This is a genomic window from Pseudoxanthomonas sp. LjRoot206, from assembly GCF_056175725.1.
The window spans coordinates 444,891-460,685 of the sequence record NZ_JBGFFI010000002.1 but is presented as its reverse complement, the minus strand read 5'-3'; the positions used below and the strand labels follow the sequence as shown (position 1 = coordinate 460,685).

The following is a 15,795-nucleotide window of genomic DNA, read 5'->3' as shown; positions in this document are numbered from 1 at the left end:
CTGCCTTCGCCGTTGCTCACGCTTTACGGGCCCCATGAGGCACGGCGAGTGGGCCGGGTAAAACCCGAAGGGCGCCGTCATGGATGACGGCGTTTTCGTATGGCACATGGATGTGCCTTACGAAAATTCCCGGACCGCTCGCGGACCCGGAGCGAAGCGCAGGGCGTGCCGCCTGGGGCGTGTTTCTTTGGTTCCTTTCTTTGCACGAGCAAAGAAAGGGACGCCCCCGCGGCCAGCGGCGCCATGCTTGCAAGCAAGGAACCACCCCGTCAGGCCAAGAAGCGACAGCTTGCCTCTGGAGATGTCCAATGCACGCACGGGCAACGGACTTCGTTGGCCCTCTCCCCAACCCCTCTCCCGGAGGGAGAGGGGCTCGACCGCGGCCCGGTGAAAGGGCCCCTGCTCGGCCGGGTGTAAAATCGCCCCGATGAGCTTCCCTGTCCGCGCCATCACCCTCGACCTCGACGACACCCTCTGGCCGTTCGCCCCCATCGGTGCACGCATCGAGCGCGTCCTCGACGACTGGCTGCGCCAGCACAGCCCCGCCACCGCCGCCATGTTCCCCGTCGAACGCATGCGCGCCGTGCGCGAAGACATCTTCGCCGCCCATCCGCACTACCTCCACGACCTCAGCCGCCTGCGCCGCCTGACCCTGGAACACGCCCTGCGCGAGAGCGGCGCCGACATGGCCCTGCTGGAACCGGCCTACGAGACCTTCTACGCCGCCCGCAACCAGGTGGAGTACTACCCGGATGCGCTGGAGGCCCTGCAGCGCATCGCTGCGCGCCTGCCGGTGGCCGCGGTGACCAACGGCAATGCCGACCTGCAGCGGATCGGGCTGGGCCATCTGTTCGTACACCAGGTGCATTCGCGCGAGCACGGCGCGGCCAAGCCCGATGCCAGCATCTTCCATGCCGCCTGCGGCCTGCTCGGCGTGCCGCCGGGCGAGGTCCTGCACGTCGGCGACCACATCGAGATGGATGCCGTCGGCGCGTTGAAGGCCGGCCTGCGCAGCTGCTGGATCAATCGCCCGGAAGACCATGGCGGGCAGCCGCGCGCGTGGCCGCACGACGCGCTGCGCCCCGACCTCGAGTTCAACACCCTGACCGCGCTGGCCGACTGGCTGGACGCCCATCCCGACTTCGCCACGGAACACGCTGCCGCATGAGCGCTGCCCTCGCCTACACCGACGCTTCCACCACCGCGCGCCCGCTGCACGTGCTCGAGCGCACCCACCTGACCGCCTGGCGCGCGACGCAGTCGCCGGCGGTGAATGCGTGGATCGACGCGCAGGGCTTCAGCGCCGCGCCCGGCTCGCTGCTGCTGTTGCCGGGCGAGGCCGGCCTGGCCGGCGCGGTGATCGGCATCGGCGACGCGCTCGACCCGTACGCGTATGCGCATGCGCCGTTCGGATTGCCGACGGGCGACTGGCAGGTCGCCAGCGATCTGTCCGCCGAGGCGAGCGTCGCGCTGCAGCTCGGCTGGGGCCTGGGCAGCTACAAGTTCGACCGTTACAAGCAGCCCGCGCGCAAGCCCGCGCGGCTGGTGCTGCCGCAGGCCGATGCCGAAGCGCTCGACCTGCTCGATGCCAGCCTGCAGGTACGCGACCTGGTCAACACGCCGACCGAACACATGGGTCCGGATGACCTGGAAGCCGCCGTGCGCGCGCTCGCGGACACGCATGGCGCCGAGGTGGAGGTCATCGCCGGCGATGCGCTGCTGGCGCAGAACTTCCCCGCCATCCACGCCGTCGGCCGCGCCTCGCATCGCGCGCCGCGGCTGATCGCATTGCGCTGGGGCGATGCCTCGCGGCCGCACGTGGCGGTGGTCGGCAAAGGCGTGTGCTTCGATACCGGCGGCCTGGACATCAAGCCGGCCGACGGCATGCGCCACATGAAGAAGGACATGGGCGGCGCCGCGCACGCGATCGCGCTGGCGCGGCTGGTGATGGCGCGCGCGCTGCCGGTGCGGTTGACGCTGCTGGTGCCGGCGGTGGAGAACAGCATCGGCCCGAACGCGTTCCGTCCCGGCGAAGTGATCGCCACCCGCAAGGGCGTCAGCGTCGAGATCGACAACACCGACGCCGAAGGCCGCGTGATCCTGTGCGACGCGCTGACCTACGCCGGCGAACAGGCGCCCGAGCTGCTGCTGGATTTCGCCACGCTGACCGGCGCGGCGCGCATCGCGCTGGGCCCCGACCTGCCGGCGCTGTTCGCCAACGACGATGCGGTGGCCAACGACTGGATAGCCGCCGGCGAGCGCATGCGCGACCCAGTGTGGCGCATGCCGCTGTGGCGTCCGTACCTGCGCTACCTGACCAGCGGCATCGCCGACCTCGCCAACGCCGGCTCGCGCATGGCCGGTGCGGTCACCGCCGCGCTGTACCTGGAGCGCTTCGTGCCGGACGGGATGAAGTGGGCGCATCTGGACGTCTACGCGTGGAACGACAGCGATCGCGCCGGACGTCCTGCCGGTGGCGAAGCGCTGGCGCTGCGCAGCGCCTACGCGATGCTGAAGGCGCGCTACGGCGGGTGAGGCTGGCCCCCTGTAGGAGCGACGTCAGTCGCGACCGCACGCTGTCGTTACCCTTATCGCGGTTGATGGCGCAATCGGCACGCAACGCTTCGTGTCTAGGGGCCGGTCGCCGCGGTTTCGGGTCTGCGGTCACGACTGACGTCGCTCCTACAGAGAAGTCGGGTAGCGCTACAACCACCCCCGCTGCCGCGCCATCCGGTACGCCTCGATGCGGTTGGCCACGCCCAGCTTGCCGATCGCCTCGGACAGGTAGTTGCGCACCGTGCCCTGCGAGAGGTTCAGCTGCTTCGCGATGTCGCCGGCCGACTGGCCTTCGCCGGCCAGCCGCAGCACCTGTCGCTCGCGGTCGTTGAGCGGATCGGCATCGGACCACGCCTCCAGCGCGAGCTGGGGATCGATGGCGCGGCCGCCGCGTTGCACCTTGCGCAGCGCCTCGGCCAGGTCTTCGGCCGGCGCATCCTTCAGCAGGTAGCCGGACACGCCGGCATCGAGCGCGCGCCGCAGGAAGCCGCCGCGCGCGAAGGTAGTGACGATGACGACCTTGCACGGCAGTTCGTGCCGCTGGATGCGCTGCGCCAGCTCCAGCCCGCTGAGGCCGGGCATCTCGATGTCGGTGACCAGCAGGTCGGGCTTCAGCCGCTGCAGCTCGCGCCACGCGGCCTCGCCATCGGGCGCACTGCCCACCACCTCGATGTCGCTCTCCATGCCCAGCAATGCAGTGAGTGCGCCACGCACCATGGCCTGGTCTTCGGCGAGCAGTACACGGATCATCGGAGCGTCAGGGCGGCAAGGTTGGATGACACGCTAGCAAATTGCATCAGCAAAGTGGGCGCGGCGTTCTCCCTGTAGGAGCGACGTGAGTCGCGACCGCAAGGCATGAGCTCTCTGGTGTTCGGTCGGAAAGAGGGTGTGTTCGCGTGCATCCGGTGGCACCGCTTCGCTCGCCTTCGTCGGAACCGAAACCGTGCGGTCGCGACTTACGTCGCTCCTACAGTGCCTTCGTCGTGCGTCGCGGCGCGTGACGGCTCATTATCCCGCGACGGCAGCGGCAGCACGATCTCCACGCAGGTGCCCTGCCGCAGCGTGGAATCGATGCGCAGGCGGCCCCCACGCGACTCGACGCGCTCGCGCATGCCGGCCAGCCCGTTGCCGGGTACGGCGGCGCTGCCGACGCCGTTGTCGCGGATGCGCAGCCGCACGTGCTCCTCCGTCGACGTGAGCACCACCTCCGCGAGGGTGGCGCGCGCATGGCGCTGGATGTTGGTGACCGCTTCGCGCAGGGCCAGCGCCAGCACGGTTTCCAGATCGGGCGGCACGACCACTTCCTGCGCCTCGTAGCGCAGCGTGATGCCGTCGGACTCCAGCAGCAGCTTGGCCGATGCCAGTTCCGCGGCCAGCCCGGCGGCGCGGATACCGGTCACCGCGCGGCGCACCTGCGCCAGCGCATCGCGGGCGATACGGCTGACTTCGTTGATCTCATTGCGCGCCGCCTGCGGGTCGCGCTCGATCAGGCGACCGGCGAGATCGGACTTCAATGCCACCAGCGACAGCGTGTGGCCGAGCAGGTCGTGCAGGTCGCGGCCGATGCGTTCGCGTTCGGCCAGCGCGGCAAGGCGACGGACTTCATCGTGCGACAGCTTCAGTTCGGCACGCTTGCGTACCGTCTCGGCCTGGAAGTAGTTGCCGGTGAAGACCGCCACCGACACGATCGCGGTGACCGCCGGCACGAAGACCGGGAAGGCGAGCCATGCGGCCATGCCGCAGTAGGCAACCAGCAGCGACGCCAGGACACCGAGGCGCGTCCATACGGACCCCGGCAGCAGCGCGGCGAAGGCGGCCGCGTAGATGACGTAGGTGTTGGAGAACGCGTTGAACCGCATCAGTCCGTAGCCCAGCGCGGCGATCCCGATCGTGCACAGCACGCGCGCCATCGCGCTGCCGCGATACGCGACGAAATACATCGGCAGGAACACCGCGATCGACAGCAGCGTCGGCCACAGGTACCAGCGCACGTTCTGGCCCCAGTCCGCGTTGGACGGCACCAGCACCGGCACGAACAGGAACACCAGGTAGCCCAGCAGCAGGATCGGCATCCAGCCGAGGCCGAGCGCTTCGGGAACGAGGCGGTCACGCAGTTGCGTGAGCGAGCGCATCAGGGGAGAAGCAGGCAGGTTCATCGACGACTCCTTGCGCCGGCAGCGCCGGTCACTGCACCAGCCGGCGGCGCGCCAGCAGGAAGAACGCGGACGTGATCGCCACCAGCACGGCGACATGCAGCAGCAGCGGACGACCCGCATCCACGCCGACCACCTTCTGTGCGATCTGCGCCAGATGATACGCGGGCCATGCCGGTGCCACCGACTGCAGGAACGAGGGCAGCATGCCCAGCGGCACCCACAGGCCTGACAGGAACGCCATCGGGAGGTAGACCAGGTTGATCAGCGCCGGCGCGCCGCGCCCGCCCACCAGGGTCCCCAGCCACAGGCCGAACGCGCTGAAGGGCAGCACGCCGACCAGGCAGGTCGCCGACAGCGCCAGCCATTGCAGCGCCGACAGGCGCACGCCGGCCACGCCGACCGCCAGCACGGCGAGCAGCGCCAGGATGATCGCGGCGAACAGCGCCGCCATCGCCATCTTGGCGACGAGGTAGGCGCCCGGCGGCATCGGCTGCGCGCGCTTCAGGGTCAGCAGGCCCTGCTCGCGATCCATCGCGACGGTCACGCCGAAGCCGAACAGCGCCACGCCCATCACGCCGAACACGCTGTAGCCGGCGAGCATGTACGAAGCGGCGGCAGGCCCGCCCTTGCCGCCCAGCAGCACGCCGAACAGCAGGTAGAACACCGGCGGGAACAGCAGGCATGGCAGCGAGAACGAGGGCGTGCGCAGCAGGCGCAGGAATTCGTAGCGCGCTTCCAGCAGGTAGGCGCGACGGGAAGAGAACGGAACGGCAGCGATCGTGTCCATCAGGCGGCTTCCTGGTCGGCGGCGTCACGGGTGAGGGCGAGGAAGGCGTCGGCCAGGCCGGCGCGCTGCACCTCCAGGTCGGTCAGCGCGGCGTCCTCGGCCAGCAGGCGACGCACGATGGCTTCGGCGGCGTCGGCGACGATCTCCAGGCGCGCGCCATCGCGCTGCACCCACTGCACGCCCGGCCATCCCTGCACGCGCTCCACCGGCAGCGCGCTGATGCAGCGGATGCGCCGCTGCGCCACGTGCGCACGGATCTGCGCGACGGTCCCTTCCGCCACCACCCGTCCGTGGTTTACCACCACCACGCGGTCGGCCAGCGCCTCGGCCTCCTCCAGGTAGTGCGTGGTCAGCAGTACCGCGCAGCCCTGCCCGCGCAGTTCGCGGATCGCCTTCCACAGGGTCTGCCGTGCGTCGATGTCGAGGCCGGTGGTGGGCTCGTCGAGGAACAGCAGGTCGGGCCGGCCGCAGACCGCCAGTGCGAACTGCACGCGCCGCTGCTGGCCGCCGGACAGCTGGCCGTAACGGCGCGCCATCAGGCCATCGAGCCCGGCCAGCGCGACCAGGTCCGCCACGCTGCGCGGCTGCGGGTAGTAGGCGCGGGTCAGGTCGATCAGCTCGCCCACCTTCAGCGTGTCCGGCACCGCGGCCGCCTGCAGCATCACCCCGGCGCGGCGACGCGCCTCCAGCGACTGCGGCGGCAGGCCGAACAGCTCGGCCGTGCCGGCGTCGGCGCGCTGCAGGCCCAGCAGCAGGCTGATCGCGGTGCTCTTGCCGGCGCCGTTGGGACCCAGCAGGGCCAGCACCTGCCCGGCCGGCAACGCCAGGTCCAGGCCGTCCAGCGCCAGGGTCTTGCCGTAGTGGTGGCGCACGCCGCGCAGGCGGGCCAGCGGTGCGGAGGTGAGGCTTGCCACGTTCATGCGACGGTCTCGTCGGAGGGTGCGGCCATCCTGCGCGCCCGCGGAGCGTGTGATGAGTGCGGGCCCTCAGGCGAATCAGGTGACAGGTGTCACTGGGATGCGGACAGCCGCTGGCCCAGGATGCGCCCCGTGGAAGGCGTCGGCCGACCACGCCGGCAGGAAGTGACTTCCGGCAACTAGGCTTCCGTTACCCTTGCTGGTCACACTTTCCCGCATTCACCGTCTGGATACGCATGAATACGTCTGCCGACCTGCTGAAGGAACTCCGTATCGACCGCAAGGCGCCGCCGCCGGCTCCGCCGTCGCGCCGCGGCCTGTGGATCACGCTGGGCGTCGTGGTCGCGCTACTGGCGCTGGCCGTCGCCGGCTGGGCCGTGCTCGGTCGCGAGAAGCCGCTGGAAGTCCGCACCGCGCCGACGGTCGCGCTGGGCGGTGGCGGTGCCGCCGCCTCGGTGCTGGATGCGTCCGGCTATGTCGTCGCCCGCCGCATGGCGACGGTGTCGGCCAAGGTCACCGGCAAGGTGCAGGAAGTGCTGATCGAGGAAGGCATGCGGGTCGAGGCCGGTCAGGTGCTGGCACGGCTGGAGCCGATCGACGCCGACGCCGACCGCGCCCTGTCGCAGAGCCAACTGCAGGCCGCGCGCAGCCAGACGGCCGGTGTGCAGGCGCAGCTGGTGGAAGCCGAGGCGAACGCGCGCCGGCTGTCGTCGCTGGTCGCGCAGCAACTGGTGTCGAAGGCGCAGTACGACCAGGCGGTCGCCCAGCGCGACCTGCTGCGTGCGCAGCTGCAGACCTCCCAGCGTAACGAGCGCACCGCCGCCGATCGCCTGAAGATCGCCGACATCGGCCTGGACAACACCATCGTGCGCGCGCCGTTCGCCGGCGTGGTGATCGCCAAGGCCGCGCAGCCGGGCGAGATCGTCTCGCCGCTGTCGGCCGGCGGCGGCTTTACCCGCACCGGTATCGGCACCATCGTCGACATGGAGTCGCTGGAAGTGGAAGTGGAGGTCAATGAATCCTTCATCGGCCGCGTGCAGCCGAAGATGCCGATCCAGGCCACGCTCAACGCCTATCCCGACTGGCAGATCCCGGGCGAGGTCATCGCCATCATTCCCACCGCCGACCGCAGCAAGGCCACCGTCAAGGTGCGCGTGGCGCTGAGCGTGAAGGATCCGCGCATCGTGCCGGACATGGGCGTACGCGTAAGCTTCCTGGAAGCCGCCAAGCCGCAGCAGGCCGAACAGCCCAAGGGCGTGCGCGTGCCCGGCGCCGGCGTGGTCGAGCGCGACGGCGCGCAGATGGCCTTCGTGGTCGGCGACGACGACACCGTGCAGCAGCGCGGCCTGAAGGTCGCCGGCAAGCTAGGCGACGACGTCCACGTCACCGACGGGCTGCAAGCCGGCGAGACGGTGGTGCTCGATCCACCGGCCGAACTGAAGGACGGCGCCAAGGTCGTGCTGGCCGAAGACGCCGAGTAACCGATCCATCGCGTGAGGATCTTCCTCGCGCGGCGAATCACCGGAATATCCGCGCCGCCCCACCGGCGCGTGTCGATCCCGGACGACGCCATCCGTCGTCCTGACGGACGGACCGTGTCCATCGAGGACAGCTTCCGCCCTGTTCGAACCGCAGCATCGCCGTTCGCCTTTCCGCCTCCAACAAGGACCTTGCCGATGTCTTCCCTGGTTTCCATCCGCAACCTCACCAAGACCTACCAGCGCGGCCCCGAGAAGGTGCAGGTGCTGCACGGCATCGACCTGGACATCCCGCACGGCGACTTCGTCGCGCTGATGGGCCCGTCCGGCTCCGGCAAGACCACGCTGCTCAACCTGATCGGCGGCCTGGACACGCCCAGCGGCGGCGAGATCGAGATCGAGGGCCAGCGCATCGACCAGATGAACGACGGCCAGCTCGCGCACTGGCGCAGCTCGCATGTCGGCTTCGTATTCCAGTTCTACAACCTGATGCCCACGCTCACCGCGCAGCGCAATGTCGAACTGCCGCTGTTGCTGACCAAGCTCGGCAGCGCGCAACGCAAGCGCAACGCAGAAATCGCGCTGCAGCTGGTCGGCCTGGCCGACCGCAAGTCGCATCGTCCGAACGAACTCTCCGGTGGCCAGCAGCAGCGCGTGGCCATCGCGCGCGCCATCGTGTCCGATCCGACCTTCCTGATCTGCGACGAACCGACCGGCGACCTCGACCGCCAGTCCGCCGAGGACATCCTCAACCTGCTGCAGATGCTCAACAAGGAACACGGCAAGACCATCATCATGGTCACGCACGATCCGAAGGCGGCCGACTACGCCACCCACACCATCCACCTGGACAAGGGCGAACTGGCCGATGCTCCGGCCGGCGCGCACTGACCGGAGGCGGCCATGAAATATTTCTCGCTGATATGGTCGGCGCTGTTCCGCAGCAAGACGCGGACGCTGCTGACCCTGCTCTCGGTGGTGGCGGCCTTCCTGCTGTTCGGCCTGCTGGACTCGGTGCGCGTGGCGTTCAACTCCGGCGGCAGCGTGGCCGGCGCGGACCGCCTGGTCGTGGCCTCGCGGCTGTCGATCACGCAGATGCTGCCGTACAGCCTGTCGGCCCGCATCGACGCGACGCCGGGCGTGAAGAAGAGCGCCTACGCCGCGTGGTTCGGCGGCATCTACAAGGACCCGAAGAACTTCTTCCCCAACTTCTCGGTCGGCCCCGGCTACATGGAGATGTACCCGGAATACATCATCGATCCCGCGCAACTGAAGGCCTGGGAAGCCGACCGCACCGGCGCCATCGTCGGCGAGAACCTGGCCAAGCGTTTCGGCTGGAAGGTCGGCGACACCATCCCGTTGCAGGCGACGATCTTCCCGCAGAAGGACGGCAGCAACGCCTGGCCGCTGACGCTGCGCGGCACGTTCAAGCTCGCCGACAGCAAGCGCAAGGGCGAGGAGAACCAGCTGCTGTTCCACTGGAAGTACTTCGACGAGGCCAACCAGTACGTCAACGGCCAGATCGGCTGGTACATGGTGAAGCTGGACAACGTGAACCACGCCACCCGCGTGGCCAACGCCATCGACGCGATCTCGGCCAATTCTTCGCACGAGACCAAGACCCAGACCGAGCAGGCGTTCAACCAGTCCTTCGCCAAGCAGTTCGCCGACATCGGCCTGATCGTCACCGCGATCATGGCAGCGGTGTTCTTCACCCTGCTGCTGCTGACCGGCAACACCATGGCGCAGGCGGTGCGCGAGCGCGTCCCCGAGCTCGCCGTGCTGAAGACGCTGGGCTTCACCAACGGCACGGTGCTGGTGTTGGTGCTGGTGGAGTCGGTGCTGCTGATCGTGCTGGGCGGCGTGCTGGGCATGGCGATCGCCTCGGCGCTCATCCCCGTGGTCAGCGGCGCCAGCAACGGCATGATCGCGTTGCCGACCATCCCGGCGCAGACATGGGCCGTGGGCCTGGGACTGATGGTCGCGATCGGATTGATCGTCGGCGCATTGCCTGCCACGCGCGCGATGCGGTTGAAGATCGTCGATGCACTGGCCGGCCGCTGACAGGAGACATGACATGAAGAAGCAATGGTTGGGCAATCTCATCTCCATCGTGCTGCTGGTCGTCGGCCTGGGCGTGTGGATCGTGCTGCCGTGGTTCGCGGTGCTCGGCATCGCCGTGGCGCTGGTGCTGTGGCTGTTCCTCACCCGCAGCGGGCGGCTGTCGCTGGAAGCGGCGAAGATCGGCATCGCCAGCCTGCCGCAGCGCTGGGGCGCGTCGTCGGTGATCGTGGTCGGCATCGCCGGCGTGGTCGGCGTGCTGGTGGCGATGCTGGCGATGGGCGAAGGCTTTTCGGCCACGCTCAAGCAGACCGGCAGCGAGGACACCGCCATCGTGCTGCGCGGCGGTTCGCAGGCGGAAACCAACTCGGTCATCAGCCGCGACCAGGTGCCGCTGATCTCCACGCTGGCCGGCGTCGCCAAGGGCAAGGACGGCCGCGCGCTGCTGTCGCCGGAGCTGTCGCAGATCGTCAACCTGCCGACCGCCAGCACCGGCGAGGACGCCAACGCGCAGTTCCGCGGCGTGAGCGAAGCCGCGTGGGCGATCCGTCCGCAGGTGAAGCTGACCGAGGGCCGCAAGTTCAACGTCGGTGTGCGCGAGATCGTCGTCGGCCAGGGTGCGAAGGGCCAGTACCGTGGGCTCGACGTCGGCAAGACGCTGAAGCTGGGCAACCAGGAGTGGACGGTGGTCGGCGTGTTCGCCTCCGGCGATGCGCACGACTCGGAGCTGTGGACCGACATCGATACGCTGTCGTCCGCCTACGACCGCCGCGCCTACCAGTCGGTCACCGTGCGCACCGAAGGCAAGGCGGGCTTCGACCAGTTCAAACAGGCGATGGAGAACGATCCGCGCCTGAAGCTGGACGTGCTGACCACGCGCGACTACTACACCAAGCAGTCGACCGGCTTGAACACGCTCATCAAGGTGCTCGGCACGGTGATCGGCACCATCATGGCGATCGGCGCGGTGTTCGGCGCGCTCAACACCATGTATGCGGCCGTCGCCGGCCGTGCGCGCGAGATCGCCACCATGCGGGCGATCGGCTTCCGTGGCCTGCCGGTGGTGATGGCGGTTATGCTGGAGACGATGCTGCTGGCGCTGCTCGGCGGCGTGCTCGGCGGCCTGATCGCCTGGGCGGTGTTCAACGGTTACAGCGTGGCGACGCTGGGCAGCAATTTCAGCCAGGTGGTGTTCCAGTTCAAGGTCACGCCGGAACTGCTGTGGAGCGGGCTGAAGTGGGCGCTGGGCATCGGCTTGGTCGGCGGCCTGTTCCCGGCACTGCGTGCCGCGCGCTTGCCGATCACGCAGGCCTTGCGCGCGATCTGAGCGATGGCAAAGGGTGCCGGCGCATGCCGGCACCCTCGTCGCCTCAGGGTGTTGGCGGGTCCAGCCATCCCTTTGCGATGGCCGCACCGATGTCATCCGGCGTATCGATGTCGACACCGAGATCCGGCGCATCGCAGGCGATGACGCCGGCATCCGCGGCATTCAGCACATCACGCAATCCCCGATCTCCCTGCACGGCCAGTGCAGCACGCAACATCGTCGCTGCGACGACGGCGGGAATGCCGACGCGATTGCCAAAACGCGTCGCCGCGGAACCCGATGGCGCTCGGCGGGACGCATCCAGCAGCGCCAGGAGCTGGGCGACCTCCAGGGCGGGTTGATCACAGGTGAGGAACAGCGTCGCATCCGCATGCGTGGCGAGTGCCTCCGCGGCGACGCGCACGCTCCCTGCCAGACCCGTGCGCCATTGCGAATTGACCAGGCACGTCACGGGCAGGTCGCGCACGGCTGCCACGACGTCATCCGCATGCGCACCCACGATGACCAGCACGCGCGACGCACCGGAGGCCAGCGCGAGCCGCGCGGCGCGATGGACCAGCGTTTCACCATCACGCGTCAACAACTGTTTCGGCCTCCCCAACCGCGTACTGCCGCCGGCTGCCAGCACCACCGCCGCGTGCGTTGCGATCATGCCGCCTCGCCGTGATGCCAGGCCTGCAGTTGCGCGGCGATGCTCAGCGCAATCGCTTCCGCCCCCTGCCCACCCAGCTTCAAGCCGATGGGCGAGCGCAGACGCGACAGCAACGCTGCATGCAGCGAAGCCGGAATCACCCGCAGCAGATCCTCGCGCCGCCGTACCGGACCCAGCAGGCCGATGAAGGGGATCGTCGTTGCCGCCAGGACTTCCAGCGCTTCGCGGTCGTGTTCGAAATGGTGGTGCATCACCAGCGCGGCATCGGGCGAAGGATGCAACACCTGCAGCGCTTCCTCCGGGGACAGTATCTGCCAGTCATCCGCCAGTTCATCGTCCGGAATCCAGCGCGCGCGCCGCTCCACCACGGTGACGTGCCAGCCGAGCTGGCGCAGCCACACCACCACCATCCGGGTTTCGGGGCCCGCGCCGAAGATCGCCACGCGCGGCGGCGGCGACACCGTCGCTTCGCCAGCGATGTCTGCCGTCGCGGATGCCGACACGGGCAGCGACCATGCCCGCTCGATATCGCCAGCGCGCGCGGACACCGCACCGTCGGCGGTCAGCCGCAGCGACAGCGGACCCGCGCCCTGCCACCATGCCTTCACTACCTGCGACCAGCCGGGGAGGCGATCGAGTGGCAGCAACGCGAGGTGCAGCCGTCCGCGACACCCCACCGCGGAACCGGCAAGCAGATCCTCGTCGTCGCGCGTGTCGATCTCCATCGCGTCGAGATACCCGGCGGCCACTGCGTGTCGTGCGCGCCGCGCGATCTCGGGTTCCAGGCAACCGCCGCTCAGCCAGCCGGTCTGCGTATCGTCCGCCGCGAACACCGCCATCGCGCCCTGCCGCACGTAGGTCGATCCTTCCGTGGCGACGACCACGACCAGCGCGCTGCCGTCGCCGGCCTGGCTGGCGCGCGCGGACACTTCCAGCGGGTGGCGATGGACCGACATGCGCACCAAGATGGCGCAAGCGCAGGGCCGAAGGCAACGCCCCCGATGCCGCCCGGGGCATCGGGCAAGGTTTCCGCAGGATCGTGCAAGCAGCGGCGCGCGTTTTCACTGGCAGCCCACGCGGGCACGGAGTATCGTCGACCGGTCCCACGCCGCCGCCAGGGAGACACCATGAAGTTGAACGTCAATGGATCGGAGCGCGACGTCGACGCGACCGACGACATGCCGCTGCTCTGGGTCCTGCGTGACCTGATGGGCCTCACCGGAACCAAGTTCGGCTGCGGCATCGCGCAATGCGGCGCCTGCACCGTGCACGTCGATGGCTCGCCATTGCGTGCCTGCGTCACGCCGGCCTCCGCGGTCGCCGGCAAGAAGATCACCACCATCGAAGGCCTGTCCGCCGACGGTTCGCATCCCGTGCAGAAGGCATGGGCGGAACTGGACGTCGTGCAGTGCGGGTACTGCCAGTCCGGCCAGATCATGTCGGCGGCCGCGCTGCTGGCGGTGGTGCCGGCACCGACCGACAGCGACATCGACCATGCGCTGTCCGGCAACCTCTGCCGCTGCGGCACCTACCAGCGCATCCGCGCCGCCGTGCACCGCGCGGCCGAGCTGGGCAAAGCCTGAATCCCACACCGCCGCGGCATGCACTGCCGTGGCTCCGATCCGATGGTCGACGGAGGTCGTGTCCGTGAACCTTCAACTGAAATCCTCGCGCCGCGGTTTCCTGCGCTCCACCGCGCTGGTCGGTGGCGGCCTCGTCGTCGCCATCGCCGTGCCCGGTGCGCGCCGCTTCGCCTGGGCGCAGGAAGCGCAGGCCGCCGCGGCGCCCGCGTTCGTGCCCAACGCCTTCCTGCGTATCGCCGCCGACGACTCGATCACCGTGCTGCTCGCGCATGCCGAGATGGGCCAGGGCATCTGGACCACGCTGCCGATGCTGATCGCCGAAGAACTCGACGCCGACTGGTCGAAGATCCGCGTCGAGCACGGCCCGGCGGACAAGGCCTACACCAGTCCGGTATTCGGGATGCAGGGCACCGGCGGCTCGACGACCACGTGGTCCGAGTTCGACCGCTACCGGCAGGCTGGCGCGACCGCCCGCGCGATGCTGCTCCAGGCCGCCGCCGCGCGACTCGACGTGCCCGTCGACCAGCTGCGTACCGAGAACGGCGCCGTCGTATCGGGCAGCACACGACTGCGCTATGGCGAACTGGCCGACGACGCCGGCAAGCAGACGCCGCCCGCGCTGGAGTCGCTGACGCTGCGCGACCCCAAGGACTGGAAGCTGATCGGCAAGGCGACCAAGCGCCTGGACACGCCGGAGAAGATCACCGGCAAGGCCAAGTTCGGCATGGACGTCCAGTTCGATGGCCTGTTGACCGCGGTGGTGCTGCGCTCGCCGGTGTTCGGCGGCAAGGTGAAGTCGTTCGACGCCACGGCGGCACGCGCCGTCGCCGGCGTGCGCGATGTGGTGCAGGTCCCCAGCGGCGTCGCCGTGGTGGCGGATCACTTCTGGGCGGCGAAACTCGGTCGCGACGCGCTGCAGGTCGTGTGGGAAGCCGGCGACGGCGCCAAGCTCGACAGCGTGGCGTTGCGGCAGCAGTTCTCGCAGCTGGCGACGGAGGACGGTCCGACCGCCGCACGCGCGGGCGACGTCATCGCCGCCTTGAGCAAGGCCGCGAAGACCGTCGATGCCGAGTACGCCGTGCCCTATCTCGCCCATGCCGCGATGGAACCGCTGAACTGCACCGTCAAGATCGAGAATGGCGAGTGCGACATCTGGTGCGGCACGCAATTCCCGACGCTGGACCAGAACAGCGCCGCGAAGATCCTCGGCATCCCGCCGGAGAAGGTGCGCATCCACACGCCATTCCTCGGCGGCGGCTTCGGTCGTCGCGCCACGCCCACCTCGGACGTGGTGTCCGAGGCGGTGGAAGTGGCCAGGGCGGCGAAGGCGCCGGTCAAGACGGTGTGGACGCGCGAGGACGATACGCGCGGCGGTTACTACCGCTCGGCCTTCGTCGAGAGGGTCAAGGTCGGCCTGGGCGAGGACGGCCTGCCGGTCGCATGGCATCAGGTGATGGTGGGCCAGTCGATCATGGCCGGCACCTTCATGGAAGCGATGATGGTGAAGAACGGCATCGACGCCACTTCGACTGAAGGCGTCGCCGATTCGCCCTACGTGCTCGGCACGCCCGCGCATCGCGTCGACCTGCATTCGCCCAGGACCGGCATCCCGGTGCTGTGGTGGCGCTCGGTGGGCCACAGCGTCAACGGCTTCGTCATGGAAAGCCTGGTGGACGAACTGGCGCATGCCGCCGGCAAGGATCCGGTGGAGTACCGCCGCACCCTGCTGAAGGATCATCCGCGCCACCTAGCGGCATTGAACCTCGTCGCGGAAAAATCAGGCTGGACCACGCCCGCACCGCAGGGTCGCGCGCGCGGTGTCGCCGTGCACGAATCGTTCGGCAGCTATGTCGCACAGGTGGCCGAGGTCTCGGTAGAGGACGGCCAGATCCGCGTGCATCGCGTGGTCTGCGCGATCGACTGCGGCGTGGCGGTGAATCCGGGCGCCGTCGAGGCGCAGATGGAATCCGGCATCGTGTTCGGCCTCGGCGCGGCGCTGCACGGCGCGCTGACGCTGAAGGAAGGCCAGGTGCAGGAGTCGAACTACCACGACTACCGCGTCCTGCGCCTGCACGAGATGCCGAAGGTCGAGGTCCACATCGTGCCGAGCACCGAGAAGATGGGCGGCGTCGGTGAGCCCGGCACACCGCCGATCGCGCCAGCGGTGGCGAATGCGGTGTTCAAGCTGACCGGACAACGGTTGCGCGAACTGCCGCTGCGCCTGCCGACAGCCGCGTCCTCCACTCCTGCTTCCACCGAACCCGTCGCCTGAGGCCCG

At 69.2% G+C, this 15,795-nt stretch carries 14 protein-coding genes; 8 read left to right on the top strand and 6 right to left on the bottom strand.

Annotated features, from left to right (window positions below; all coding sequences use genetic code 11):
- Positions 1–427 precede the first annotated feature (427 nt).
- A complete protein-coding gene (locus tag AC04MD_RS06765) occupies positions 428–1,168 on the top strand; it encodes an HAD family hydrolase (RefSeq protein ID WP_475496528.1) in 741 nt (246 codons plus the stop codon).
- The gene (locus AC04MD_RS06760; protein WP_475496527.1) at positions 1,165–2,535 is read left to right on the top strand and encodes a leucyl aminopeptidase family protein; all 1,371 of its coding nucleotides are present in this window, start codon (positions 1,165–1,167) and stop codon (positions 2,533–2,535) included. The genes AC04MD_RS06765 and AC04MD_RS06760 overlap by 4 nt, the downstream gene beginning before the upstream one ends.
- 168 nt (positions 2,536–2,703) lie before the next feature.
- On the opposite strand, the gene AC04MD_RS06755 is transcribed toward AC04MD_RS06760, so the two are convergent.
- From AC04MD_RS06755 to AC04MD_RS06740, 4 genes are all read right to left on the bottom strand, one after another.
- Positions 2,704–3,306, bottom strand: coding sequence for a response regulator transcription factor (locus AC04MD_RS06755; RefSeq protein WP_475496526.1), 603 nt, complete (start codon positions 3,304–3,306; stop codon positions 2,704–2,706).
- Positions 3,307–3,512: 206 nt separating this feature from the next.
- Positions 3,513–4,712 carry a sensor histidine kinase gene (locus AC04MD_RS06750; RefSeq protein ID WP_475496525.1) on the bottom strand — a complete coding sequence of 400 codons (1,200 nt, stop codon included), beginning with the start codon at positions 4,710–4,712 and terminating at the stop codon, positions 3,513–3,515.
- A 28-nt stretch (positions 4,713–4,740) separates the two neighbouring features.
- Positions 4,741–5,499 (bottom strand): ABC transporter permease, encoded by a 759-nt coding sequence (locus tag AC04MD_RS06745; RefSeq protein WP_475496524.1) that lies wholly within the window; start codon positions 5,497–5,499, stop codon positions 4,741–4,743.
- A complete protein-coding gene (locus AC04MD_RS06740; protein ID WP_475496523.1) occupies positions 5,499–6,419 on the bottom strand; it encodes an ABC transporter ATP-binding protein in 921 nt (306 codons plus the stop codon). Before AC04MD_RS06740 ends, AC04MD_RS06745 begins: the two co-directional genes overlap by 1 nt.
- A 233-nt stretch (positions 6,420–6,652) precedes the next feature.
- Between AC04MD_RS06740 and AC04MD_RS06735 the strand changes: the two genes are divergently transcribed.
- From AC04MD_RS06735 to AC04MD_RS06720, 4 genes are all read left to right on the top strand, one after another.
- Positions 6,653–7,897, top strand: coding sequence for an efflux RND transporter periplasmic adaptor subunit (locus AC04MD_RS06735; RefSeq protein WP_475496522.1), 1,245 nt, complete (start codon positions 6,653–6,655; stop codon positions 7,895–7,897).
- Between the two features lie 195 nt (positions 7,898–8,092).
- Entirely contained in the window at positions 8,093–8,785 is a 693-nt protein-coding gene (locus tag AC04MD_RS06730) for an ABC transporter ATP-binding protein (RefSeq protein ID WP_475496521.1), read from the top strand.
- 12 nt (positions 8,786–8,797) lie between these two features.
- On the top strand, positions 8,798–9,958 hold the full coding sequence (locus AC04MD_RS06725) for an ABC transporter permease (protein ID WP_475496520.1): 1,161 nt from the start codon (positions 8,798–8,800) through the stop codon (positions 9,956–9,958).
- A gap of 13 nt (positions 9,959–9,971) precedes the next feature.
- Complete coding sequence (locus AC04MD_RS06720; RefSeq protein WP_475496519.1) at positions 9,972–11,282, top strand: ABC transporter permease; 1,311 nt, start codon at positions 9,972–9,974, stop codon at positions 11,280–11,282.
- Positions 11,283–11,325: 43 nt separating this feature from the next.
- Here AC04MD_RS06720 and AC04MD_RS06715 read toward each other — a convergent pair whose 3' ends face one another.
- Both AC04MD_RS06715 and AC04MD_RS06710 read right to left on the bottom strand, forming a co-directional pair.
- Positions 11,326–11,910, bottom strand: a complete 585-nt coding sequence (locus tag AC04MD_RS06715; protein WP_475496518.1) for a nucleotidyltransferase family protein — start codon at positions 11,908–11,910, stop codon at positions 11,326–11,328.
- Between the two features lie 20 nt (positions 11,911–11,930).
- A complete protein-coding gene (locus AC04MD_RS06710) occupies positions 11,931–12,890 on the bottom strand; it encodes an XdhC family protein (protein WP_475496517.1) in 960 nt (319 codons plus the stop codon).
- A gap of 171 nt (positions 12,891–13,061) precedes the next feature.
- On the opposite strand from AC04MD_RS06710, the gene AC04MD_RS06705 reads away from it, so the two are divergent.
- A complete protein-coding gene (locus AC04MD_RS06705) occupies positions 13,062–13,517 on the top strand; it encodes a (2Fe-2S)-binding protein (RefSeq protein WP_475496516.1) in 456 nt (151 codons plus the stop codon).
- Between the two features lie 64 nt (positions 13,518–13,581).
- Positions 13,582–15,789 (top strand): xanthine dehydrogenase family protein molybdopterin-binding subunit, encoded by a 2,208-nt coding sequence (locus AC04MD_RS06700; protein ID WP_475496515.1) that lies wholly within the window; start codon positions 13,582–13,584, stop codon positions 15,787–15,789.
- Positions 15,790–15,795: the final 6 nt, after the last annotated feature.

What these genes read in the sequence shown, in the direction of transcription:
- AC04MD_RS06740 (WP_475496523.1), bottom strand. Translation starts at nt 6,419, where the DNA reads ATGAACGTGGCAAGCCTCACCTCCGCACCGCTGGCCCGCCTGCGCGGC.
- AC04MD_RS06710 (WP_475496517.1), bottom strand. Translation starts at nt 12,890, where the DNA reads ATGTCGGTCCATCGCCACCCGCTGGAAGTGTCCGCGCGCGCCAGCCAG.
- AC04MD_RS06735 (WP_475496522.1), top strand. Translation starts at nt 6,653, where the DNA reads ATGAATACGTCTGCCGACCTGCTGAAGGAACTCCGTATCGACCGCAAG.
- AC04MD_RS06720 (WP_475496519.1), top strand. Translation starts at nt 9,972, where the DNA reads ATGAAGAAGCAATGGTTGGGCAATCTCATCTCCATCGTGCTGCTGGTC.
- AC04MD_RS06765 (WP_475496528.1), top strand. Translation starts at nt 428, where the DNA reads ATGAGCTTCCCTGTCCGCGCCATCACCCTCGACCTCGACGACACCCTC.
- AC04MD_RS06750 (WP_475496525.1), bottom strand. Translation starts at nt 4,712, where the DNA reads ATGAACCTGCCTGCTTCTCCCCTGATGCGCTCGCTCACGCAACTGCGT.
- AC04MD_RS06725 (WP_475496520.1), top strand. Translation starts at nt 8,798, where the DNA reads ATGAAATATTTCTCGCTGATATGGTCGGCGCTGTTCCGCAGCAAGACG.
- AC04MD_RS06730 (WP_475496521.1), top strand. Translation starts at nt 8,093, where the DNA reads ATGTCTTCCCTGGTTTCCATCCGCAACCTCACCAAGACCTACCAGCGC.
- AC04MD_RS06745 (WP_475496524.1), bottom strand. Translation starts at nt 5,499, where the DNA reads ATGGACACGATCGCTGCCGTTCCGTTCTCTTCCCGTCGCGCCTACCTG.
- AC04MD_RS06755 (WP_475496526.1), bottom strand. Translation starts at nt 3,306, where the DNA reads ATGATCCGTGTACTGCTCGCCGAAGACCAGGCCATGGTGCGTGGCGCA.
- AC04MD_RS06705 (WP_475496516.1), top strand. Translation starts at nt 13,062, where the DNA reads ATGAAGTTGAACGTCAATGGATCGGAGCGCGACGTCGACGCGACCGAC.
- AC04MD_RS06760 (WP_475496527.1), top strand. Translation starts at nt 1,165, where the DNA reads ATGAGCGCTGCCCTCGCCTACACCGACGCTTCCACCACCGCGCGCCCG.